Source organism: Streptomyces spinosisporus, assembly GCF_022698145.1.
GTDB classification, from domain to species: Bacteria; Actinomycetota; Actinomycetes; order Streptomycetales; family Streptomycetaceae; genus Streptomyces; species Streptomyces spinosisporus.
Map to the genome: position 1 here is coordinate 163,885 of NZ_JALDAX010000015.1, position 22,024 is coordinate 185,908.

The window sequence follows — 22,024 nt, forward strand, 5'->3', positions numbered from 1 at the left end:
GGCGTGGCGGGGACCCCGCTCGGTGGGTCCCTGCAGACGCAGGGACGCCGCCGGTTCCCGCCGCCCTGACCGCAGTGACGAAGGAGTCAGCGCGTGCTCGACCAAGGCGCACCCCCGCACGACCGCACCACCAACGCCCCGCCGTCCCCGGGCGTCGGCGCGCGCCTCATGCGCCGCAAGCCGGTGGAGCGCCTGGTCGCGGAGGGCGGTCAGGGTGAGGGAGGGAGCCTGCGGCGCTCCCTCGGGCTGTGGCAGCTCACCATGATCAGCATCGGTGCCACCCTCGGCACCGGCATCTTCGTCGTCCTCGGCGAGGCCGTGCCCAAGGCCGGTCCGGCCGTCACCCTCTCCTTCGTGATAGCCGGCCTGACCGCGCTCTTCTCGGCCCTGTCCTACGCCGAGCTCGCGGGCACCATCCCGGTCGCCGGGTCCTCGTACTCGTACGCATACGCAACGATGGGCGAGCTGATCGCCTGGATCTGCGGCTGGTGTCTGATCCTGGAGTACGGCGTCTCGGTCGCGGCGGTGGCGGTCGGCTGGGGCGAGTACCTCAACGAACTGCTCGACGGGACCATCGGCGTCACCATCCCCGACGCCCTGTCCGCCCCGCCCGGCGACGGCGGCATCTTCAACCTGCCCGCGCTGATCGTCGTCCTGCTGGCGATGGTGTTCCTGCTGGGCGGCGCCAAGGAGTCCGCCCGCGCCAACACGATCATGGTCGCCGTGAAGATCGCCGCGCTGGTGCTGTTCTGCGCGATCGGCATCCAGGGCTTCCGGTCCGGCAACTACGCGCACTTCATGCCGCTGGGCATGGCGGGCGTCAGCGCGGCGGGCGCCACCCTCTTCTTCTCCTACATCGGCTTCGACGCCGCCTCCACCGCCGGCGAGGAGGCGAAGAACGCCCAGCGCGACCTGCCCCGCGCGATCATGCTGTCGCTGGTCATCGTGACGGCGCTCTACGTCCTCGTCGCCGCCGTCGCCGTGGGCGCCAAGCCCTGGCGGCAGTTCTCCGACTCGGAGGCCGCGCTCGCCCAGATCATGCGCGAGGTCACCGGCCAGAGCTTCTGGGGCACCCTGCTCGCCGCCTGCGCGGTCATCGCCATCGCGAGCGTCGTGCTGACCGTGCTCTACGGCCAGACCCGCATCCTGTTCGCGATGGCCCGCGACGGGCTCGCCCCCAAGGTGTTCGCGAAGGTCCACCCGAAGACCGGAGCGCCCCGCGCCAACACCGTCATCGTCTCGCTGTTCTGCGGCGTCCTCGCCGCCGCGATCCCGCTCGGCCAGCTCGCCGACGCCACCAGCATCGGCACGCTCTTCGCCTTCGCGCTGGTCAACGTCGCCGTGGTGGTGCTGCGCCGGACCCGCCCGGCCATGCCGCGCACCTTCCGCGTCCCGCTCTCGCCCGTACTGCCGGCCCTCGGCCTCGCCTTCTGCGTCTGGATGATGGGCAGTCTGTCCGCGGTCACCTGGGTGGTGTTCGGGGTCTGGATGGCGGTCGGGCTCGTGTTCTACTTCGGGTACGGCTACCGCCGTTCCCGCCTTGCCACGCCTGCGGTTCCCGCTCCGGAAGTCGCCGCGCCAGAAGAGAAGTGAACGACCAGCAGTGCTGAACGATCTCGACGAACGCATCGTGCACGCCCTCGCCGAGGACGCCCGCCGCTCCTACGCGGACATCGGGCAACTCGTCGGCCTGTCCGCGCCCGCCGTCAAACGGCGCGTGGACCGGCTGCGCGCCACCGGGGCCATCACCGGCTTCACCGTACGGGTGGATCCCGGTGCCCTCGGCTGGGAGACCGAGGGGTTCGTCGAGATCTACTGCCGGCACAACACCTCGCCGGAGACCATCCGGCGAGGCCTGGAGCGCTACCAGGAGGTCGTCGCCGCCTCCACCGTCACCGGCGACGCGGACGCCGTCGCGCAGGTCTTCGCCTCCGACATGCGGCACTTCGAGCGGGTCCTGGAGCGCATCGCCGGGGAGCCGTTCGTCGAGCGCACCAAGTCCGTGCTGGTGCTCTCGCCCCTGCTGCGCCGCTTCTCGTCCGGTTCGCCGACGTAACCGCCCGGCGAAATTCCGCGCCCGCCCGCGCCGGCTGCGCCTACCATCGGTGTCATGACCTGGCGACATTGATCCACCAGCCGCGCCTCCCGAGGGCCGCCTCGGACGCCGTACATCCGGCATCCGATCCGTCCCTGCGGGAAGGCCTCATGACACTCTCACCTGCGCGTGTGCCCGCCACCGCCGGCGTCCGCCGGTTCACGGCCACGCTGTACGGCTACGCGTTCCTCGACGACTTCGTCCTGCTCTACCCGGTGTACGCGCTGCTGTTCAGCGACACCGGCCTCTCGGTCTGGCAGATCTCCTCCCTCTTCGCGATCTGGTCCCTCACCGGCGTACTGCTCGAAGTGCCCTCCGGCGCCTGGGCCGACGCCGTGTCCCGGCGCGTGCTGCTCTGGCTCGGCCCGCTGCTCACCGCGGCCGGCTTCACCCTGTGGGTGCTCACTCCCTCGTACGGGGCCTTCGCCCTCGGCTTCTTCCTGTGGGGCGCGCGCGGAGCGCTCGGCTCCGGTGCGCTGGAGGCGCTGGTGTACGACGAGCTGGAGCGGCTCGGCGCGGCCGAGCACTACGCCCGGATCATGGGCCGGGCCAGGGCCGCGGGGCATGTCGCGATCATGGCGGCCCTGGCGCTGGCCGGGCCGGTGTTCGCCTGGGGCGGCTATCCGGCCGTGGGAGCGGCGAGCGTGCTGGCCTGTCTGGCGAGCGCGGTGACGGCGACCCGGTTCCCCGAGGACCGGCCGGCGCCCGAGGCCGGGGGTGAGGGCTGGGCCGCGACCCTGCGGGACGGGCTGGCCGAGGTCCGCCGCGACCGCTCGCTGCGGGGCGCGCTGCTGCTCGTCCCGGCGGTGGGGGCCGTGTGGGAGGCGCTCGACGAGTACACGCCGCTGCTGGTGCGGGACACCGGCGTGGGCGACGCGACGGTCCCGTATCTGCTCCTGCTGATCTGGGCGGGAGCGACGGCCGGGAGTCTGCTGGCCGGGCGGTGCGAGCGCCTCGGCACCGCGGGGCTGGCGGTGGTCCTCACGATCGCCGCGCTCGCCCTGGCCCTGGGTGCCGCGACGCGCACCCCGCTCGCCCTCACCCTGGTGGCCGTCGCCTTCGGCGGCTTCCAGCTGGCGACCGTACTGGCCGACGTACGCCTGCAACGCCGCATCGACGACACCGCCCGCGCCACGCTGACCTCGGTGGCGGGCCTGGGCAGCGACCTCGCCACGGTCGCGGTCTACGGCCTGTACGCGGCCGTCGAGACCCGAGCCGCACACAGCACCACCTTCACGCTGTTCGCGACGCCGTATCTGATGACGGCGGCGCTACTGGTGCTGGGGAGAGCGTCACGGGGCCGACGGGGCGTCCCATAGGGCGCCACCGGTCGGCGCGCTAGAAGTCCGGCTGCCACGGCACGACCCTGAAGTCGCCCGTGCCCTGCTTGACCCTCTCGAAGGGGGCCGAGCTGATGCACTTGGGGAGGTCCTTCGGGCCCATGTTCTCGGTGGCCGCCCAGCTGTAGCCGAGGCGGTCGGTGCCGGCGGTGTCGTGGACGCTGATGCCGACCCGGTGGCCCTTCACCCCGTCCAGGTCCGTGTCCGTGATGACGCCGGAGACGACGGCCACCTTGCCTCCGGTGACCAGGCAGTCGACCCGGGCCTTCGCCCAGCCGCCCTCGCCGTTCGCCGCGTAGTGGCTCCACCGGAAGGTGCCGGTGGCGTCGAGCGGGTTGTCGTGGTCCTTCGCCGCCAGATGCGCGTCGAAGGTGAAGGTGATGTCGTCCCCGGCGGCCCGGTACAGCTTCGCGGTGCCGGTGAGCGCGGCGGCCTCCTGCCGCGGGTGGCCGTCGGTCCCGTACGCCGCGGCGGACCCCGTCGCCCCGGTGACGAGCAGGAGCACGGCCCCGAGCACGGCGATCTTCGTACGACGCTGCATGACGGTCCTTTCTGCAGGTGAAGCGGACGCTCACCACTGTCCCGGCGGGGCGCCCGGCCCACATCGCGCCCGGGTCGGCATCGCCTCTCCGCCGCCCGGCGGGGGCCAGGCCGCGGGCTGCGCCTCCGGGAGGAGCAGATCTCCGCCCCGGGGTGCGCAACGAATCGCCGCCCGGGGGGCCTCGTACGCAATGAACCGCTCACCGGCGCGCAACAGCTCCTTCTTGCCGGTCCGCGGCAGGCGACCGTACCGTCTAATTGCCCCCCACACGCACCTGTACCGGTGAGGAACACGCATGCGTACCGCCCTGCTCCAGAGCTCCGGCCGCCCCGGCTCCGTCGCCGAGAACCTCAAGGTCCTCGACGCCGCAGCGGGCCGTGCCGCGGCAGCGGGCGCCGCGCTGCTGACCGCGCCGGAGATGTTCCTGACCGGGTACGCGATCGGCGACGACATCGCCCGCCTCGCCGAGCCGGCCGACGGCGACTCCGCGGACGCGATCGCCGACCTCGCCACCCGGCACGGCCTCGCGATCGCCTACGGCTACCCGGAGCGCGACGGCGGCACGGTCCACAACTCCGCCCAGCTGATCTCCGCCACCGGCGACCGCCTCATGAACCACCGCAAGGCCCATCTCTTCGGCGGCTTCGAGCGCGACCACTTCACGCCGGGCGAACAGGCCGTCGTCCAGGCCGTGCTGGGCGGACTGACCGTGGGGCTCATGATCTGCTACGACGTCGAGTTCCCGGAGTACGTCCGCGCCCACGCCCTGGCCGGCACCGACCTGCTGCTCGTCCCGACGGCGAACATGCACCCGTTCCAGCTGGTCGCCGAGTCCATGATCCCGGTGCGGGCCTGGGAGAACCAGATGTACGTGGCCTACGCCAACCGGGTCGGCCAGGAAGGGGAGTTCGAGTTCTTCGGCCTCTCCGCGCTGGCCGGTCCCGACGGGATCGCCCGGGCCCGTGCCGGACGCGGCGAGGAACTCGTCGTCGCCGACGCCGACCCCGCCTTCCTCGCCGCCTCCCGCGAGGCCAACCCGTATCTGAAGGATCGCCGCCCCGGCCTGTACGGGTCCCTCGTCTGACCCCCCCCGCACACCCCGCGAGCATCCCCGAGTTCGTCCCCGCAAGGAGTCCGTACCCCATGACGTCCACCGTGCCCAACGCCGTCGAGCACGCAGACGAGCAGCAGCCGCCGATCACCATGTTCGGCCCGGACTTCCCCTACGCCTATGACGACTTCCTCGCCCACCCCGCGGGCCTCGGCCAGATACCGGCGACCGAGCACGGCGCCGAGGTCGCGGTCGTCGGCGGTGGCCTGTCCGGCATCGTCGCCGCGTACGAGCTGATGAAGATGGGCCTCAAGCCCGTCGTCTACGAGGCCGACAAGATCGGCGGACGGCTGCGGACGGTCGGCTTCGAGGGCGCCGGCACCGAGGGGCTGACGGCCGAGATGGGCGCCATGCGCTTCCCGCCGTCCTCCACGGCCCTGCAGCACTACATCGACCTGGTGGGCCTCGAGACCCGGGCCTTCCCCAACCCCCTTGCGGAGACGACGCCTTCGACGGTCGTCGACCTCAAGGGCGAGTCGCACTACGCCGAGACGATCGACGACCTGCCGCAGGTCTACCGCGACGTCGCCGACGCCTGGAACCGGTGCCTCGAAGAGGGTGCCGACTTCTCCGACATGAACCGCGCCATCCGCGAGCGCGACGTGCCGCGCATCCGCGAGATCTGGGCGAGGCTCGTCGAGAAGCTCGACAACCAGACCTTCTACGGCTTCCTCTGCGACTCCGAGGCCTTCAGGTCCTTCCGGCACCGCGAGATCTTCGGCCAGGTCGGCTTCGGCACCGGCGGCTGGGACACCGACTTCCCCAACTCCATCCTGGAGATCCTGCGGGTCGTCTACACCGAGGCCGACGACCACCACCGCGGCATCGTCGGCGGCTCCCAGCAGCTGCCGGAGCGGCTGTGGGAGCGCGAGCCGGAGAAGATCGTGCACTGGCCGTACGGGACGTCCCTGAAGTCCCTGCACGCCGACGGCCGACCCCGCCCTGCCGTGACCCGCCTCGACCGCACCGCCGGCAACCGGATCACCGTGACCGACGCGGACGGCGACATCCGCACCTACCGGGCGGCGGTCTTCACGGCCCAGTCCTGGATGCTGCTGTCGAAGATCGCCTGCGACGACTCGCTCTTCCCGATCGACCACTGGACGGCGATCGAGCGCACCCACTACATGGAGTCCTCGAAGCTGTTCGTGCCCGTCGACCGGCCGTTCTGGCTCGACAAGGCCGTCGACGACAGGGGAAACCCGACAGGGCGTGACGTCATGTCGATGACGCTCACCGACCGTATGACGCGCGGGACCTACCTCCTCGACGACGGGCCGGACAGGCCCGCCGTCATCTGCCTCTCCTACACCTGGTGCGACGACAGCCTGAAGTGGCTGCCGCTGTCCGCGAACGAGCGGATGGAGGTCATGCTGAAGTCGCTCGGCGAGATCTACCCGAAGGTCGACATCAGGAAGCACATCATCGGCAACCCGGTGACCGTCTCCTGGGAGAACGAGCCCTACTTCATGGGCGCGTTCAAGGCCAACCTGCCCGGCCACTACCGCTACCAGCGCCGCCTGTTCACGCACTTCATGCAGGACCGGCTGCCCGAGGACAAGCGGGGGATCTTCCTCGCCGGCGACGACATCTCCTGGACGGCAGGCTGGGCCGAGGGCGCCGTCCAGACCGCGCTGAACGCGGTGTGGGGCGTCATGCACCACTTCGGCGGGGGGACGGACGCGACCAACCCGGGGCCGGGGGACGTGTACGACGAGATCGCGCCGGTGGAGTTGCCTGAGGACTAGGGCAGCGAGTCCTAGATCCCGGCGGCGCGTGCCTTCTCGTACACCTCCGTTGCGACGTCCTGGAGTTCGTGGGCGTCGCGCAGGGTGCTCTGGAGGTCGACGATGATCTCGTCCGGGCCGGTGGCGGCGTAGGCGGCGAGGTCCTCGACGATCTGGTCCACGCTGCCGTGCAGGGGGCGGCGGCCGGCGTTCTCGTGGGCCCGTGCGGAGTGGCGGGCGTTGGCGCGCAGGACCGTCCGGATCGGGCGGGTGCGGCCGCGCTCGGCGGCCAGGTCCTCCAACTGCCGCCGCTGCGCGCGCAGTTGATCGACGCCCGCGGCCACAGGCAGCCAGCCGTCCGCGTGGTCGACGAGCCGGGTCATCGCCTTCCTGCTGGAGCCGGCCAGCAGGACCGGGATCGGCCGGGCGGGCTTGGGGCCGACCACCGAGGGAGCGATCCGCGTGATGTCACCGTCGTACGACACCGGGTCGGGGCCCCATACCGCCCGGCACACCGCGATCACCTCGTCGAGGGTCCGGCCGCGCTCCTCGAAGGGCCGCACCGAAGCGGCGGCGTATTCGTCGTGCGACCAGCCCGTGCCGAGGCCCGCGACGACCCGGCCGCCGCTCGCCGCGTCCAGCGTGGCGAGCGTCCTGGCGAGCTGGAACGGCCCGTGCAGCGGGGCCACCAGCACACTGGTGCCGAGCCGGGCCCGCTGGGTCGCCGCGGCGGCCAGCGTCAGTGTGACCAGCGGGTCGGCGGCGCCGCGGTAGTGGTCCGGCCAGGGCAGGCCGTCCACGCCGTACAGGCCCTGACGGGCCGGCTCGGGGAACAGGATCCGTTCGAACACCCACAGGCTCTCGTAGCCGGTCGCCTCGGCGGCCCGCGCCACGTCGGGGATGTCGCGGCCGAGGTGGTACTGCCTGGTCTGAGGAAGCCCGAGTCCGAGCGCGACCGCCATGCCTGTGCTCCTTTGCAGAAGGTCCAGCGGTGTCGAACGTACAACGTTCATCCAGCAGTTGCGGGATCGGGTCGCACGGCGGCCGGTCCTCAGCCCGGGAGCGGGGTGAGCAGCATGCGGCCCGCGAAGCCGACGGCGGCGTCCAGACGCTCGGTGAACTCCTCGGCCACGTCCGGCAGTTGACGCAGGGCCCACAGGGCCCGCGCCGCGGACCAGCTGGCGTCCCGGGCGCGCTCCAGGCTCCAGGAGCCGAGCAGATGGGTGAGCGGGTCGGCGATCTGCAGCAGATCGGGGCCCGGCATCAGATCGTCGCGGATGCGCTCCTCCAGCAGGACGAGGAGATCGCCCACGCGGTCGAACTCGTCCTCCAGGTCGACCGGTTCGCAGTTCAACGTACGACAGCTGTCCACGACGGCGAGCGCGAGATCGTGGCCGATGTGCGCGTTGATGCCCGCGAGCGCGAACTGCAGGGGACGTACACCGGGATGGCGGCGGAACTGGAACAGGGGCCGCCAGCAGGCGGGTGGGCGCCGCCCGTCGGCCACGGCGTCGACGGCCGCGAGATAGCGCTCCGCGAACCGTACGTCCAGCGTCGTCGCGGCCCGCGCGTCCGGGAACCGTCCGGCGTCGATGCGCCGGTCGACCGCCTCGGTGACGACGAGGTAGACGCGGTTGAAGACGGCGATCCCGTCCCGTGCGGGAAGGATCGCGTCCAGGGAGCGCAAACGGGAGACGACCGCGTCTACGGATGGGGTGAACTGTTCCAATTGCGCCATGGGGGAAGGGTCCCAGTCCTAGGCTGGGCGCAGTGGCGGCAGGTCCGACGCTTCCCCGGATCGGGGGAACGCATCCGCCGCCGGGGGAGGGGGAGCAGCACCGTGGCAGGCCTACGTGCCCAGCGACTGGCCGCACGCAGGGCCGAGCGCCGGCGCGGCGCCATGGCCGCGGCGGCCGCGGTCGTCGTCGCCGTCGGCACCGTGACCGGCATGATCAGCGCGCTCGGCGACGGCCGGGGCTCCGACGAGGCGAAGCCGGAGGTGACCGGCTCGCCGCGGCTCGAGCAGCTGCCGGTGGTGCCGTCCCCGTCGGTGAACTCCGCCTCGCCCTCCGCCGGTTCGAAGCGCTCGGCGAGCCCCACTCCGTCCGCGACCAGGACCACGAAGAAGCCGCGGGCGGCCCGGGCCGCCACCAGGCTCTACCGCCACCCCGACTCCCAGGTGCTCGACTGGGTCCGTGCCCACCCGGGCGACCCCCGCACTTCGGTCATAGAGTCCCGCATCGCCGGCCAGCCGGCCGCCGTGTGGTTCGCCGACTTCGCCCCCTCGACCATCGCCTCCCGGGTCCGCGCGGTCACCTCGGGCGCCGCGGCGCAGGGCCGGGTGCCGGTCGTGGTGGCGTACGCGATACCCGGCCGGGACTGCGGCGGCGCCTCCGAGGGCGGGGCGCCCGACCTCGCGGCCTACGACGCCTGGATCGAGGAGTTCGCCTCGGGGCTCGGCTCCGGTGAGGTCGTCGTCATACTGGAGCCCGACTCGATCGCCCAGGCCGACTGCCTCTCCGAGAGCGATCGCAAGGCCCGTTTCGCCGCACTGGCCCGTGCGGGCCGCACCCTGAAGGCCGCCGACCCCAAGGCCCGGGTCTACTACGACGCGGGCCACTCCGACTGGAACCCGGCCGCCCGGCAGGCGTCGCTGCTGAAGCAGGCGGGCGCCGCCTCGGCCGCCTCCTCCGACGGCATCTTCAGCAACGTCTCCAACTTCCACACCACGACCGACGAGATCGCCTACGACCGGCAGGTCCTCGCCGCCCTCGGCGGCCCCGCGGACCTGGGCGCCGTCATCGACACCAGCCGCAACGGCAACGGCGCCCCGCCCGACGGCGAGTGGTGCGACCCCTCGGGCCGCAGGATCGGCCGGACGCCCACACTCAGCACCGGCGAGGCCCGCATCGACGGCTATCTGTGGGTGAAGCTGCCGGGGGAGTCGGACGGCTGCAAGGGCTCGCCCGGCACGTTCAGCGCCTCGTACGCCTACGACTTGGCCTCGTCGTAGCTGGACGTGCCCTCGTCGAGCAGCGGTTGCTGCCTCTTGAGATGGGCCGGGGCGAACGCCCGCAGCGCGTGGTAGCCGGTGATGACGACGACGGTGCCGAGCGCGATGCCGCTGAGCGAGAAGGTGTCGGTGAACTTCATGGAGACGTTGCCGACGCCGATGATGATGCCCGCCGCGGCCGGCACCAGATTGAGCGGATTGCGCAGGTCCACCCGGGCGTTGGTCCAGATCTGCGCGCCGAGCAGGCCGATCATGCCGTAGAGGATGACGGTGATGCCGCCGAGGACGCCGCCCGGGATCGCGGCCACGACCGCGCCGAACTTCGGGCAGAGGCCGAAGAGGAGGGCGAAGCCGGCGGCGGCCCAGTAGGCGGCGGTCGAGTAGACGCGGGTCGCGGCCATCACGCCGATGTTCTCGGAGTAGGTGGTGGTGGGCGGGCCGCCTGCCGCCGTGGAGAGCACCGAGCCGAGGCCGTCGGCGGCGATCGCCGTGCCGAGCCTGTCGTCCAGCGGGTCGCCGGTCATCTCGCCGACTGCCTTGACGTGCCCGGCGTTCTCCGCGACCAGGGCGATGACCACGGGCAGCGCCACCAGGATCGCCGACCAGTCGAACGACGGCCCGTGGAAGGAGGGCAGACCGATCCAGTCGGCCCGGCCGACCGCGGAGAGGTCGAGCCGCCAGTGGTCGGTGAGCTTGCCGCTGGCGTCGACGGAGTGGATACGGCCGAAGATCCGGTCGAGGGCCCAGGAGATGCCGTAGCCGAAGACCAGGCCGAGGAAGATGGCGATCCGGGACCAGAAGCCACGCAGACAGACGACGGCCAGACCGGTGAAGAGCATGACCAGCAGGGCGGTCCACTGGTCCTGCGGCCAGTACGTGGAGGCGGTGACCGGCGCGAGGTTGAAGCCGATCAGCATGACGACCGCCCCGGTGACGATCGGCGGCATCGCCGCGTGGATGATCCGCGCACCGAAGCGCTGCACCGCGAGGCCCACCAGGAACAGCGCGACGCCGACGACCAGGACCGCGCCGGTCACCGTGGCGCTCGTGCCGCCCTGGGCGCGGATCACCGCGGCCACGCCCACGAACGACAGCGAGCAGCCCAGATAGCTGGGCACCCGGCCGCGGGTGGCGACCAGGAAGATCATGGTGGCCACGCCGGACATCATGATCGCGAGGTTGGGGTCGAGGCCCATCAGGACCGGTGCCACGAAGGACGCGCCGAACATGGCCACCACGTGCTGCGCGCCGAGTCCGGCCGTACGGGGCCAGGAGAGCCGTTCGTCCGGGCGTACCACCGCTCCGGGCGCGGGCGTCCGCCCGTCTCCGTGCAGCTTCCAGCGCACGCCGAGGTCCATGTTGAGGTTCGCTTTCTCTGACGAATTTCTGTGTACGTGAAGAGTGTCCGGACCATTGTCACGGCTACCAGGACCCCCTACGCTCACACGGTCCTCCTCGTGAACTGCGTTCACTCACATGAACGTGAAGTTCGGTCGATCGGAGTCCCAGATGAGTGGAAGATCCCGTGCCGCCGTCCTGCTGGCAGCCGTGCTGACCCTCGGAGCGGGCCTCGTCCCGTCCGCCCAAGCGGCACCCAGGGCTCCCGACACCGCCGTCCTCGACGGCGCCCGGCTGCAGCAGACGAAGCTCCGCCTGGACCGTGGTGATCCACAACTGCGCCGCGCCCTGCGGAACTTGACGGCACGCGCCGACACCTGGCTGGACCAGGGCCCCTGGACGGTCGTCGACAAGCCGAAGCCGGCACCCGGCGGCGACGTCCACGACTATCTGAGCCAGGCCCCCTACTGGTGGCCCACCACGACCCCGACCACCGACAACCCCTGGGGCTGCCCGTACGTTCAGCGGGACGGACAACGCAATCCCGAGGTCGACTCGGGCACCGACCGCCAGGACGTCGAGAAGGTCTTCGACTCGTCGTACGACCTCTCACTGGCCTGGTACTACACGGGCGAGCGGAAGTACGCCGAGAAGGCCGGGCAGATCCTGCGCACCTGGTTCCTCGACCCGGACACCCGCATGAACCCGAATCTGGACCACGCGCAGTTCATCCCCTGCAAGTACGACGGCCGCGCCATCGGCATCATCGACTTCTCCCAGTCGTACACCGCCGTGGTGGACGCCCTCGCGGTCCTCGCCACCGGCGCCCCCGGCTGGACGAAGGACGACCGCGCCGGGATGACGCAGTGGAACACCGACTTCCTGGGCTGGCTGAAGAACAGCGACTTCGGCAAGGAGGAGGGCGCCGCGGCCAACAACCACGGCACCTTCTACGACATGCAGCTCGCCGCCCTCGCGTACGCGACCGGCGACCGGGCGCTGGCCCGCCGGACCGTGCTGGACGCGCGCTCCCGGCGGATCGACCCGCAGATCGCGGGCGACGGCAGTCAGCCGCAGGAGCTCGCGCGGACGCGGAGCTGGCACTACTCCACCTTCGACCTGGTGGCCTACACCCGGCTCGCGGCCATCGGGCGGCACGTCGGCGTGAACCTGTGGGCCTATCGAGGGCCGGACGGACAGGGCCTGTTCAAGGCCGTGGACTTCCTGCTGCCCGCCGCGACCGGCGCCGCCCCATGGCCGTATCCGGAGCTGGAGTTCCACCGCTTCGCGGCGAGCGACGTCGTGCACGCGGCGGCGGACGCGGGCGACAGGGCGGCGCGCAACGCCGTCGGGCAGCTGGAGACACCACCCGGCGGTGACCTCTGGGAGCTGCGCCCGGCGGCCGAACAACTGGACTCGATAGCAGGCTGACCGACCGTACCGGGCACCCCTCCCGACCCGCGGCTCCTCGTCAGGGCCGCGGGTCGGCAACCGGTGTGCTCGGGCGGGCGACCTGTGTGCGGTTGCGTTCGCCGGGGCGGAGGACGCCGGCGAAGACGGCGAGGCCGCAGGTCAGAGGTGTCGCCAGGGAGAAGTGCTGCCCACCGCTTGCTCCCGCTGTTTGAGGCCCCTCCGGGCTCGGTGACCCACCCGTCAGGGCCGCGGGTCGGCAACCGGTGTGCTGGGGCGGGTGACCTGTGTGCGGTTGCGTTCGCCGGAGCGGAGGACGCCGGCGAAGACGGCGAGGCCGCAGGACAGGGCCGTCACCAGGATGAAGGAGACCATCAGGTTAGTGGCCTGGGCGACTCCGCCGATCAGGCTCGGTGCGATCAGACCCGAGGTGTACGTGATGGTCGCGACGCCCGCGATGGCCTGGCTCGGGTTCGGGCCGCTGTGCCCGGCCGCCGCGAAGCACAGCGGCACCACCACGGCGATGCCGAGCCCCATCAGCGCGAACCCGGACATCGCCACCGCCGGATGACCGGCAAGGACGATCAGCAGTCCACCGGCGACGGCGAGGGCGCCGCCCGCCCGGACCGTGCGGACCGCGCCGAACCGGTTGACCACCGCGTCGCCCACCAGCCGGGCCACCGCCATGGTCAGCATGAACCCGGTGGTGCACGCGGCCGCCAGACCCGCCGACGTCTCCAGCCGGTCCCGCAGATAGACCGCCGACCAGTCCAGGCTCGCGCCCTCCGCGAACACCGCGCAGAAGCCGACCGCACCGATCAGCAGCGCCGACCTGGGCGGCAGCGCGAACCGCGGCGGCGGCTCCTCGTCCTCGGCGGGCTGCAGATCGAGCACCCAGCGGCAGGCGAGGACACCGAGGAGCGTGAGGGTCGCCGCGGCCAGCGCGAAGTGGACGCGCGCGTCCGCCCCGAGGTGCGCCGCGAGGGTACCGGCCGCCGAACCGATCAGAGCGCCCGCGCTCCACATGCCGTGCAGCCCGGACATGATCGACTTGTCGAGCAGCCGCTCCACCTCGACGCCCAGCGCGTTCATGGCGACGTCGGCCATGCCCGCACTCGCGCCGTAGACGAACATCGCCAGGCACAGGGTGTACAGGTTCGGCGCGATCGACGGCAGGATCAGGGCCAGCGTCCACAGCGCGATCAGGCCGCGCAGCGCCGTACGACTGCCGAAACGGTGGCTGATCCGGCCCGCCAGGGGCATCGAGCAGGAGGCGCCGAACGCCGTGAAGGCGAGGGCGAAGCCGAGTTGTCCCGCGCTGAGCGAGGCATGGTCCTGGACCCATGGCACCCGGGTCGCGAACGAGCCCGTGACGGCTCCGTGCACGGCGAACACGGCGGCCACCGCGTACCGGGCATGCCTCACCTCGCGCAGGTCGTGGACCACGTCGCTCATTCTCCGGCCCCTCCCGGGCTCACGGTCTTACCTGGGTTCCCCACCAGCGTCCGGTAAACTATCAGGAACCCTGCCTGATAGATAGGGCAATAGATAGGGCTTTCCCGGCCGTGTGACCGCACGGACGCCGTGCGGTGCGGCCTCGCAGATCTGGAAGGATCCCGGCATGCCTGCATCTCCGAGCACTGCCCGGGCCATCAACGACCGGCTCGCACTGCGCCTGCTCCAGGAGGAAGGCCCGCTCACGGCAGGGCAGTTGAAGCAGCTGACCGGACTGTCCAGGCCGACCGTCGCCGACCTCGTGGAGCGCCTGACCGCCTCCGGCCTGATCACCGTGGTCGGGGAGGCGGGCAGGCAGCGGCGCGGACCGAACGCCAAGCTGTACGGGATTGTGGCCGACCGCGCGCATCTGGCCGCGCTGGACGTGCGCACCGAGAGCGTGCGCGTGGTCGTGACCGACCTGGTGGGCAGCGTGCTCGCCGAGGCGTCCGTGCCGATCGGCGGGGACACCGGCACGGGGCCGGTGGTGGAGCAGGCGGTCGCGCTGGTCGAACGGGCGGCGAAGGAGGCCGGAGCGACGGGTGCGCCCGCACGCGACGCCGGCCGGGCCTGGGGGCGCCTGCACACCGTGGGCATCGGCGCTCCCGGTCTGATCGACCCGGCCACCGGCGAACTGCGCGACTCCTCGGGCCTGCCCGAATGGCACCGCCGCCTGGTCGCCGCCGTCCAGGAACGGTTCCCCGAGGCACGTGTCAGCGTCGGCAACGAAGCCAACCTCGCGGCGCTGGCCGAACAGCGCGACGGCGCCGCACGCGACCGCGACACGTTCGTCCTCCTGTGGCTCAGCCACGGCACGGGCGCAGCGGTCGTCCTGGACGGCGCCCTACGCCGCGGCGCCTCCGGCGGCACCGGAGAGATCGGCTTCCTGCCGGTGCCGGGAACCACGGGCCTGCCCTCCGCGACGGACTGCGACGGAGGGTTCCATTCCCTGGCGGGGTCGGCCGCGATCGTGGAGCTGGCGGGGGAGTACGGCCTGACGGTCGGGGATGCGAGCGAGCGGCCGAGGGCGGCGGCGGTGGTGCGGGCGGCGGCCCGAACGCCCCGGGACGAGAGCGCCGGACGCTTCCTCGACGCCCTCGCCGACCGCCTCGCCGTCGGCGTCGCCTCCGTCGTCGCCATCCTCGACCCGGGGTGCGTCGTCCTCGGTGGCGAGGTCGGACAGGCCGGCGGCGAGGAGCTCGCACGGCGCGTGGAGCACCGCGTCCGCCGCATGTCCCCGCTGAGCACCGAGGTCCGCCCGAGCACCCTGGGCGGCGCCGCCGTCCTTCGTGGCGCCCTGCTCACGGCACGGGACCAGGCCCAGGAGGAACTGTTCGCGCCGCCGGAACGGTAGTTCCCTCCGGGGGTTCTCCAGGCCCGGCCCGCGGGCTGCCCGGTTCAGGGCCGGCCGCACTGCGGTCGCGGCTCGCGCCGCAGGCAGGACCTCGGCGCAGCACTCACGCCCGCTGCAGATACTCCTCGAACGTCCCCTTGCCCGTAGCCTGCTCCGGCGCCAGATGGCCGCCCTGGCGGAAGGCGCGGTACGTCCGGCCGAAGAGCGGCACGTTGACGATCGGGCGGCGGCGGCCCGTCGACCTGAGCCAGGCGCGGGCCAGGGAGTCGAAGGTGCGGATCTCGGGGCCGCCCATGTCCTGGACGCGCCCGGCGGGCGGCTGTGCCGCCAACTCGGCCAGCCGCTCGGCCACTTCGGCCACCTCGATCGGCTGGTCCTGCACCCCGGCCGGCAGCAGCAGGACCGGCAGCTTGGCCAGCGCCCGGAAGATCATCACAGGCAGGTCGTGGAACTGCGTCGCACGCAGAACCGTCCAGCCGACCCCCGACTCCTCGATCAGCTTCTCGACCGCGAGCTTGGTCTTGTAGTAGCCGAGCGGCACCTCGTCCACGCCGACGATCGAGATGTACACCAGATGCCCCACACCGGCTCGCCGCGCAGCCTCCACCAGGTTGCGCGCGGCCTTCTCGTCCCCGCCGGTCTGCGTGGTCGCGCAGTGCACGATCGTGTCCACGCCCTCGACCGCCGCGTCCAGTCCGGCACCGCCCTTGCGCAGGTCGACGGCGTACGGCTGGGTGTGCCGGCTGAGCACCCGCACCTCGTGACCGTCCGCACGCAGCCGCTCGGTGACGAGCCGGCCGAGGGTTCCGGTGCCGCCGGTCACCAGGATCGTGGTCATGCTGTTCAGCTCCTTCGACGCGGGGCGCTCCCGGACGGAGCGCCCTTCGGCAGCTCAGACCACGTAGCCGGTGCGCGATGTGACAAGCCGCTCCGACGTCCTCAGCCGTGCCTCAGCTGACGCTGTGCGAAGTCCAGCTTGTCCGGGTTCAGCACGGCCCGCACATGGGAGATCAGCCCGTCCCGCATCTCGAACGCCATCAGGCCGAAGAGCAGGTCGCCGTCCCAGACGGCCAGCCCCTGGGCGCCGTTGACCTCGGGCCGGGTGAAGGAGAGGCCGGACATGTACCGCTCGACGACACCCAGCACGAACCGCCCCACCTTGTCGGGCCCCTCCACCGCGCGCAGCGCCGCACGGACCTTGCCGCCGCCGTCGCTGGAGAAGGTCACGTCCGCCGTCAGCAGCTTCTCCAGGCCGGCCAGGTCACCGTCCCGGGCCGCCATGATGAAGGAGGTGACGAGTTCCTCCTGCTACTCGGGCGCCGGCTCGAACCGGGCCCGCTCCTCGCTCACCCGCTGCACCGCCCGCCGGTACAGCTGGCGGGAGTTGGCCTCGGTGAGGTCGAGTGTCTCGGCGATCTCGCGGTGCCCATACCCGAAGGCCTCGCGCAGCACGTACACCGCGCGCTCGGTCGGGCCGAGCCGCTCCAGCAGGACCAGCATCGCGAGCGACACCGCCTCGCGCTGCTCCGCCGACTCCATCGGGCCGAGCGCCCCGCCCGAGGTGACCACCGGCTCGGGCAGCCAGACCCCGACGTAGCTCTCGCGCCGGGCGCGCGCCGAGGTCAGCCGGGTGAGGCAGAGATTGGTGACGACCTTGGCGAGCCAGGCCGCCGGGTGCTCGATGACCGCGCGGTCCGCCGCGTTGAAGCGCAGATAGGCGTCCTGGACCGCGTCCTCGGCCTCGTAGGCCGAGCCCAGCATGCGGTAGGCGAGACCGAACAGCCGGGGGCGGTGCGTCTCGAACTCGTCGGCGATCGTGCTGCTCATGGGCACCACACTGCCAGAGCGCCGCAGCTGAGAGGGTTGGGGGCCCGGCGGCGGGCAAGGGCCGTCGTCACCACCGCCGGGCCGGACCGTGGATCCAAAAAGGACTAGACCAAAGGGTCCAGCAGATCGGGGCGGTTGAGAAGTCCACCGTCACGTCCTGTGAGCCACCCCACACCCTTCGCCCGTATGGACCACGATCAGGCGTGGCACACTGGCTCTGTACCAGAAGCAGCGCACTCCGGGGTCGGTGAAATTCCGAACCGGCGGTTACAGTCCGCGACCCGACCGCTTCCAGCGGCCGGTTGACCAGGTGAAATTCCTGGACCGACGGTTAAAGTCCGGATGGGAGGCAGTGCGCGGCGGGCGGGCATGTGTGCGCGCCGCCGTATCGGCTTCGTCCTTCGGGACGAAAGCCTCCGGCGTCGCCCCCGGTGTCCTCACCCGCTCATTCTGTCGTCATCGACAGGCCCCGGAGTCCGTGCCCGAAGAGGGAGGACCCGGGAAGTGTTCACCGGAATCGTCGAAGAGCTGGGCGAGATCACCGCCGTCGAGGACCTCGGCGACGCCTGTCGCTTCCGAGTGCGCGGCCCCGTCGTCACCGAGGGCGCGAAACACGGTGACTCCATCGCGGTCAACGGCGTCTGCCTCACGGTCGTGGACCACGAGGGCGACGAGTTCACCGCCGACGTCATGGCCGAGACCCTCGTCCGCTCCAGCCTCGGCGCACTCTCCGTGGGCTCCCGCGCCAACCTCGAACGCCCCATGGCCGTGGGCGCCCGCCTCGGCGGTCACATCGTGCAGGGCCATGTCGACGGCACCGGCGAGATCCTGGAGCGCAAGCCCTCCGACCACTGGGAGATCGTCAAGATCTCGCTCCCCGCGGACCTGCCCCGCTATGTCGTGGAGAAGGGCTCGATCACCGTCGACGGCATCAGCCTCACCGTGGTCGACGCGGGCCCCGACTACTTCACGGTCAGCCTCATCCCGACCACCCTCGCCCTGACCACGCTCGGCCACAAGCAGCCCGGCGACCCGGTCAACCTCGAGGTCGACGTCGTCGCCAAGTACGTCGAGCGCCTGCTCGGCAGCAGCCGGGGAGCGGACCGGTGAACTGGCTGAACTCCGAGGCGTTCACCCTCCTCGACCAGCACATCATCTGGTCCGACATGATCGGCAACGTCCTCGGCCTGATCACCCTCGCGCTCGGCTGGCGCCGCTCCCTGCTGACCTGGCCGGTGCAGTTCCTCTCCGGCCTGGTCCTCTTCGTCGCCTTCTACGGCCATCTGGCCGGCAGCGCGGGCAAGCAGACCGTCGTCATGGCCGTCGCCCTGTACGGCTGGTGGCAGTGGAACCGCACCAAGGACAAGGCCCAGGACGGCCACATCGTCCCGCGGTTCGCCACCTGGCGCGAGCGCGGCGCGATGATCGCCGCCGCCGCGGCCGGCACGGTCCTGGTCGCCCTCCTGTTCAAGGCGTACCCGTCCCTGTCCTGGGACCCCTGGCCCGACGCCTACATCTTCGTCGGCACCATCGTCGCCATGTACGCGCAGGCCCGCGGCATGGTCGAGTTCTGGATCGCCTGGCTCCTGGTGGACGTCGTCGGCGTCCCCCTCAACTTCGCCAACGGCTACGCCTTCTCCGGCTTCGTCTACGTCATCTACGGCGCACTCGTCCTGTGGGGCATGCGCGACTGGTGGCTGCGCTCCCGCGACGGCGCGCGGCCCGTCCTGGAAGGAGCGCCGGCATGACTTCGGCACCGATTCTCTACAGCACCGACGGCATCGAGGACTGGTCGCTCGACCCGATCGAGCAGGCCGTCGCCGACATCGCGGCCGGCCGCCCCGTCGTGGTGGTCGACGACGAGGACCGGGAGAACGAGGGCGATCTCGTCGTCGCCGCCGAGAAGGTCACCCCCGAGATCGTCGCCTTCATGATGAGCGAGTGCCGCGGCCTGATCTGCGCCCCCATGGAGGGCGAGGAGCTGGACCGGCTGAAGCTGCCGCAGATGGTCGACGACAACACCGAGTCGATGAGGACCGCGTTCACGGTCTCCGTGGACGCCTCCGCGGCGCACGGCGTCACCACCGGCATCTCGGCCGCCGACCGCGCCACCACGCTCCAGCTGCTGGCGAGCGGCGACGCCCAGCCGGGCGACTTCGTGCGCCCCGGCCACATCTTCCCGCTGCGCGCCAGGTCCGGCGGCGTCCTGACCCGCGACGGCCACACCGAGGCCGCCGTCGACCTGGCCCGGCTCGCGGGGCTGCGCCCGGCCGGCGCGATCGTCGAGATCGCCGGCGAGGACGGCCGGATGCTGCGGCTGCCCGAGCTGATCCCGTTCGCCCGCAAGCACGGCCTGACGATCATCTCCATCGAGGACCTGATCGCCTACCGCCGCGCCTCCGAGCCCACGGTCCGCCGCGAGGCCGAGACCCATCTGCCCACCAGGCACGGCGAGTTCACGGCCTACGGCTACCGCTCCACCATCGACGGCGTCGAGCACGTCGCCCTCGTCCACGGCGAGATCGGCGACGGCGAGGACGTCCTCGTCCGGGTCCACTCCGAGTGCCTGACCGGCGACATCTTCGCCTCCCTGCGCTGCGACTGCGGCCCCCAGCTCGACGCCTCGCTGCAGCGCATCCAGGCCGAGGGCAGGGGAGTGGTGGTCTATCTGCGCGGGCACGAGGGACGCGGCATCGGGCTGCTGTCCAAGCTGCGCGCATACGAACTCCAGGAGCGCGGCCGCGACACCCTCGACGCCAACCTCGAACTGGGCCTGCCCGCCGACGCCCGGGACTACGGCGCGGGCGCGCAGATACTGGCGGACCTCGGCGTGCACAGCGTCCGCCTGATGACCAACAACCCCGACAAGACCGACGCACTGGTCCGCCACGGCATCGCGGTCTCCGGACGCGAGCCGATGCCCGTGCAGGCCGGCGAGCACAACCTCCGCTACCTGCGCACCAAGCGGGACCGGATGGGGCACGATCTGCCCTGGCTGGACACGGCCCCCGTGTCCACCTGCGGCAACCAGTAAGAGATCTGCAGAAGGCACGAAGGAGACACGGGAACGTGAGCGGCAAGGGCGCACCGGAGCTGTCGGTACGGAACGTCGGGGACCTCAGGGTCGCCGTCATCGCGGCGCAGTGGCACGAGAAGGTGATGGACGGCCTGGTGGACGGCGCCCTGCGCGCCCTGCGCGACCTCGGGATCGACGAGCCGACCCTGCTCAGGGTCCCCGGCAGCTGGGAACTCCCGGTCGTCGCCAAGGTCCTCGCGGGCCGCGGCTACGACGCGATCGTCGCCCTGGGCGTCGTCATCCGCGGCGGCACCCCCCACTTCGACTACGTGTGCCAGGGCGTCGCCCAGGGCCTCACCCAGGTCTCCGTCGACACCGGGGTGCCCGTCGGCTTCGGCCTGCTCACCTGTGACAACGAGGAGCAGGCCCTGGACCGGGCCGGTCTGCCGGGCTCCAACGAGGACAAGGGGCACGAGGCGGTGACCGCGGCGGTGGCGACCGCGGCGACGCTCCGCTCAGTATCCGAACCGTGGCACTGACGCGTCCGGTGTGTGGCATAGGCTGAGCGTCACCATGTCCAAGAAGACGTTCGAGGAGCTCTTCACCGAGCTCCAGCACAAGGCCGCCCACGGCGACCCCGCCACTTCCCGTACCGCAGAACTGGTCGGCAAGGGCGTCCATGCCATCGGCAAGAAGGTCGTCGAAGAGGCCGCCGAGGTATGGATGGCCGCCGAGCACGAGGGCAAGGAGGCAGCCGCCGAGGAGATCTCGCAGCTGCTCTACCACGTCCAGGTGATGATGGTCGCCCGCGGCATCTCCCTGGACGACGTCTACGCCCATCTGTAAGCCGCCCCGGTTCACGAACACTCACCTCAACGCAAAGGAAGCCGACCTCATGCTGCGCATCGCCGTCCCCAACAAGGGTTCCCTGTCAGGCCCTGCGGCGGAGATGCTGCATGAGGCCGGTTACCGCCAGCGCCGCGAGTCCAAGGAACTGCGGACCGTCGACCCGTCGAACGAGGTCGAGTTCTTCTACCTCCGCCCCCGCGACATCGCGATCTACGTCTCCTCCGGCAAGCTCGACATCGGCATCACCGGCCGCGATCTGCTGATCGACTCCGGCGCCGACGCCGAGGAGATCCTCCCGCTCGGCTTCGCCCGCTCCACCTTCCGCTTCGCCGCCAAGCCGGGCACGGCGAACGGCCTGGCCGACCTCAAGGGCCGCACCGTCGCCACCTCCTACGAGGGCATCGTCGAGGGGCACCTCGGCGAGCACGGCGTCGACGCCTCCGTCGTCCACCTCGACGGCGCCGTGGAGACCGCGATCGAGCTGGGCGTCGCCGAGGTCATCGCCGACGTCGTCGAGACCGGCACCTCGCTGCGCAACGCGGGCCTGGAGGTCTTCGGCGAGCCCATCATGAAGTCCGAGGCCGTCGTCATCCGCCGTACCGGCGCCGACGCCGACGAGACCGCCGAGCCCAAGGTCCAGCAGTTCCTGCGCCGCCTCCAGGGTGTCCTGGTGGCCCGGACGTACGTGATGATGGACTACGACTGCCGCGTCGAGCAGCTGGAGAAGGCCGTGGCCCTCACCCCGGGTCTGGAGTCCCCGACCATCTCCCCGCTGCACAACGAGGGCTGGGTCGCCGTCCGCGCCATGGTCCCCACCAAGGACGCCCAGCGCATCATGGACGACCTGTACGCGATCGGCGCCCGGGCCATCCTGACCACAGCCATCCACGCCTGCCGTCTCTGAGGGGC

Annotated in this window: 22 protein-coding genes and 1 riboswitch; of the genes, 14 read left to right on the top strand and 8 right to left on the bottom strand. The window is 71.6% G+C overall.

The genetic code is table 11. From position 1 onward, the window contains the following. Positions 1 to 93 precede the first annotated feature (93 nt). From MQN93_RS32425 to MQN93_RS32435, 3 genes are all read left to right on the top strand, one after another. Positions 94 to 1,593, top strand: a complete 1,500-nt coding sequence (locus tag MQN93_RS32425; protein ID WP_242712359.1) for an amino acid permease — start codon at positions 94 to 96, stop codon at positions 1,591 to 1,593. Between the two features lie 10 nt (positions 1,594 to 1,603). Continuing rightward, positions 1,604 to 2,056, top strand: coding sequence for an Lrp/AsnC family transcriptional regulator (locus MQN93_RS32430; protein ID WP_016434200.1), 453 nt, complete (start codon positions 1,604 to 1,606; stop codon positions 2,054 to 2,056). Positions 2,057 to 2,205: 149 nt separating this feature from the next. Continuing rightward, positions 2,206 to 3,414 (top strand): MFS transporter, encoded by a 1,209-nt coding sequence (locus MQN93_RS32435; RefSeq protein WP_242712360.1) that lies wholly within the window; start codon positions 2,206 to 2,208, stop codon positions 3,412 to 3,414. A gap of 19 nt (positions 3,415 to 3,433) precedes the next feature. Here the strand turns inward: MQN93_RS32435 and MQN93_RS32440 are convergent, their stop codons facing one another. Further along, positions 3,434 to 3,976: a hypothetical protein gene (locus MQN93_RS32440; protein WP_242712361.1), complete on the bottom strand. Its 543-nt coding sequence runs from the start codon at positions 3,974 to 3,976 to the stop codon at positions 3,434 to 3,436. A 295-nt stretch (positions 3,977 to 4,271) separates the two neighbouring features. On the opposite strand from MQN93_RS32440, the gene MQN93_RS32445 reads away from it, so the two are divergent. Continuing rightward, positions 4,272 to 5,060: a carbon-nitrogen hydrolase family protein gene (locus tag MQN93_RS32445; protein WP_242712362.1), complete on the top strand. Its 789-nt coding sequence runs from the start codon at positions 4,272 to 4,274 to the stop codon at positions 5,058 to 5,060. 59 nt (positions 5,061 to 5,119) lie between these two features. Next, entirely contained in the window at positions 5,120 to 6,835 is a 1,716-nt protein-coding gene (locus MQN93_RS32450; RefSeq protein ID WP_242712363.1) for a flavin monoamine oxidase family protein, read from the top strand. 11 nt (positions 6,836 to 6,846) lie between these two features. Here the strand turns inward: MQN93_RS32450 and MQN93_RS32455 are convergent, their stop codons facing one another. Beyond that, positions 6,847 to 7,776, bottom strand: coding sequence for an LLM class F420-dependent oxidoreductase (locus MQN93_RS32455; RefSeq protein WP_242712364.1), 930 nt, complete (start codon positions 7,774 to 7,776; stop codon positions 6,847 to 6,849). 89 nt (positions 7,777 to 7,865) lie between these two features. Next, a complete protein-coding gene (locus MQN93_RS32460) occupies positions 7,866 to 8,552 on the bottom strand; it encodes a DUF5995 family protein (protein ID WP_016434194.1) in 687 nt (228 codons plus the stop codon). Positions 8,553 to 8,714: 162 nt separating this feature from the next. Between MQN93_RS32460 and MQN93_RS32465 the strand changes: the two genes are divergently transcribed. Then, complete coding sequence (locus MQN93_RS32465) at positions 8,715 to 9,827, top strand: glycoside hydrolase family 6 protein (RefSeq protein WP_242712418.1); 1,113 nt, start codon at positions 8,715 to 8,717, stop codon at positions 9,825 to 9,827. Here the strand turns inward: MQN93_RS32465 and MQN93_RS32470 are convergent. Continuing rightward, positions 9,806 to 11,185 (bottom strand): uracil-xanthine permease family protein, encoded by a 1,380-nt coding sequence (locus MQN93_RS32470; RefSeq protein WP_242712365.1) that lies wholly within the window; start codon positions 11,183 to 11,185, stop codon positions 9,806 to 9,808. The two genes, MQN93_RS32465 and MQN93_RS32470, sit on opposite strands and share 22 nt — an antisense overlap. 151 nt (positions 11,186 to 11,336) lie before the next feature. On the opposite strand from MQN93_RS32470, the gene MQN93_RS32475 reads away from it, so the two are divergent. Continuing rightward, positions 11,337 to 12,596 (top strand): alginate lyase family protein, encoded by a 1,260-nt coding sequence (locus MQN93_RS32475; protein WP_242712366.1) that lies wholly within the window; start codon positions 11,337 to 11,339, stop codon positions 12,594 to 12,596. A 222-nt stretch (positions 12,597 to 12,818) separates the two neighbouring features. Here MQN93_RS32475 and MQN93_RS32480 read toward each other — a convergent pair whose 3' ends face one another. Further along, a complete protein-coding gene (locus tag MQN93_RS32480; RefSeq protein WP_242712367.1) occupies positions 12,819 to 14,030 on the bottom strand; it encodes an MFS transporter in 1,212 nt (403 codons plus the stop codon). Between the two features lie 166 nt (positions 14,031 to 14,196). Here MQN93_RS32480 and MQN93_RS32485 point away from each other — a divergent pair, with 166 nt between their 5' ends. Then, positions 14,197 to 15,423 (top strand): ROK family transcriptional regulator, encoded by a 1,227-nt coding sequence (locus MQN93_RS32485; protein ID WP_242712368.1) that lies wholly within the window; start codon positions 14,197 to 14,199, stop codon positions 15,421 to 15,423. 103 nt (positions 15,424 to 15,526) lie between these two features. Here the strand turns inward: MQN93_RS32485 and MQN93_RS32490 are convergent, their stop codons facing one another. The 3 genes from MQN93_RS32490 to MQN93_RS44290 form a co-directional block, all read right to left on the bottom strand. Then, positions 15,527 to 16,261 (bottom strand): SDR family oxidoreductase, encoded by a 735-nt coding sequence (locus tag MQN93_RS32490; protein ID WP_016434188.1) that lies wholly within the window; start codon positions 16,259 to 16,261, stop codon positions 15,527 to 15,529. A 101-nt stretch (positions 16,262 to 16,362) separates the two neighbouring features. Further along, a complete protein-coding gene (locus MQN93_RS44285; protein ID WP_308404458.1) occupies positions 16,363 to 16,704 on the bottom strand; it encodes a sigma-70 family RNA polymerase sigma factor family protein in 342 nt (113 codons plus the stop codon). A 27-nt stretch (positions 16,705 to 16,731) separates the two neighbouring features. Next, entirely contained in the window at positions 16,732 to 17,250 is a 519-nt protein-coding gene (locus MQN93_RS44290) for a sigma-70 family RNA polymerase sigma factor (RefSeq protein WP_308404459.1), read from the bottom strand. Positions 17,251 to 17,479: 229 nt separating this feature from the next. Then, positions 17,480 to 17,610, top strand: a riboswitch (FMN riboswitch). Between the two features lie 144 nt (positions 17,611 to 17,754). Between MQN93_RS44290 and MQN93_RS32500 the strand changes: the two genes are divergently transcribed. From MQN93_RS32500 to hisG, 6 genes are read left to right on the top strand one after another with little or no spacing between them, the layout of a single operon-like run. Then, entirely contained in the window at positions 17,755 to 18,360 is a 606-nt protein-coding gene (locus tag MQN93_RS32500; protein WP_242712369.1) for a riboflavin synthase, read from the top strand. Beyond that, on the top strand, positions 18,357 to 18,998 hold the full coding sequence (gene pnuC, locus MQN93_RS32505) for a nicotinamide riboside transporter PnuC (RefSeq protein ID WP_016434185.1): 642 nt from the start codon (positions 18,357 to 18,359) through the stop codon (positions 18,996 to 18,998). Before MQN93_RS32500 ends, pnuC begins: the two co-directional genes overlap by 4 nt. Continuing rightward, positions 18,995 to 20,284, top strand: a complete 1,290-nt coding sequence (locus tag MQN93_RS32510) for a bifunctional 3,4-dihydroxy-2-butanone-4-phosphate synthase/GTP cyclohydrolase II (RefSeq protein WP_016434184.1) — start codon at positions 18,995 to 18,997, stop codon at positions 20,282 to 20,284. Before pnuC ends, MQN93_RS32510 begins: the two co-directional genes overlap by 4 nt. Before the next feature lie 35 nt (positions 20,285 to 20,319). Beyond that, positions 20,320 to 20,805, top strand: coding sequence for a 6,7-dimethyl-8-ribityllumazine synthase (gene ribH / locus MQN93_RS32515; protein ID WP_242712370.1), 486 nt, complete (start codon positions 20,320 to 20,322; stop codon positions 20,803 to 20,805). 34 nt (positions 20,806 to 20,839) lie between these two features. Further along, a complete protein-coding gene (locus tag MQN93_RS32520; RefSeq protein WP_016434182.1) occupies positions 20,840 to 21,112 on the top strand; it encodes a phosphoribosyl-ATP diphosphatase in 273 nt (90 codons plus the stop codon). Positions 21,113 to 21,161: 49 nt separating this feature from the next. Continuing rightward, on the top strand, positions 21,162 to 22,019 hold the full coding sequence (gene hisG / locus MQN93_RS32525; protein WP_016434181.1) for an ATP phosphoribosyltransferase: 858 nt from the start codon (positions 21,162 to 21,164) through the stop codon (positions 22,017 to 22,019). Positions 22,020 to 22,024: the final 5 nt, after the last annotated feature.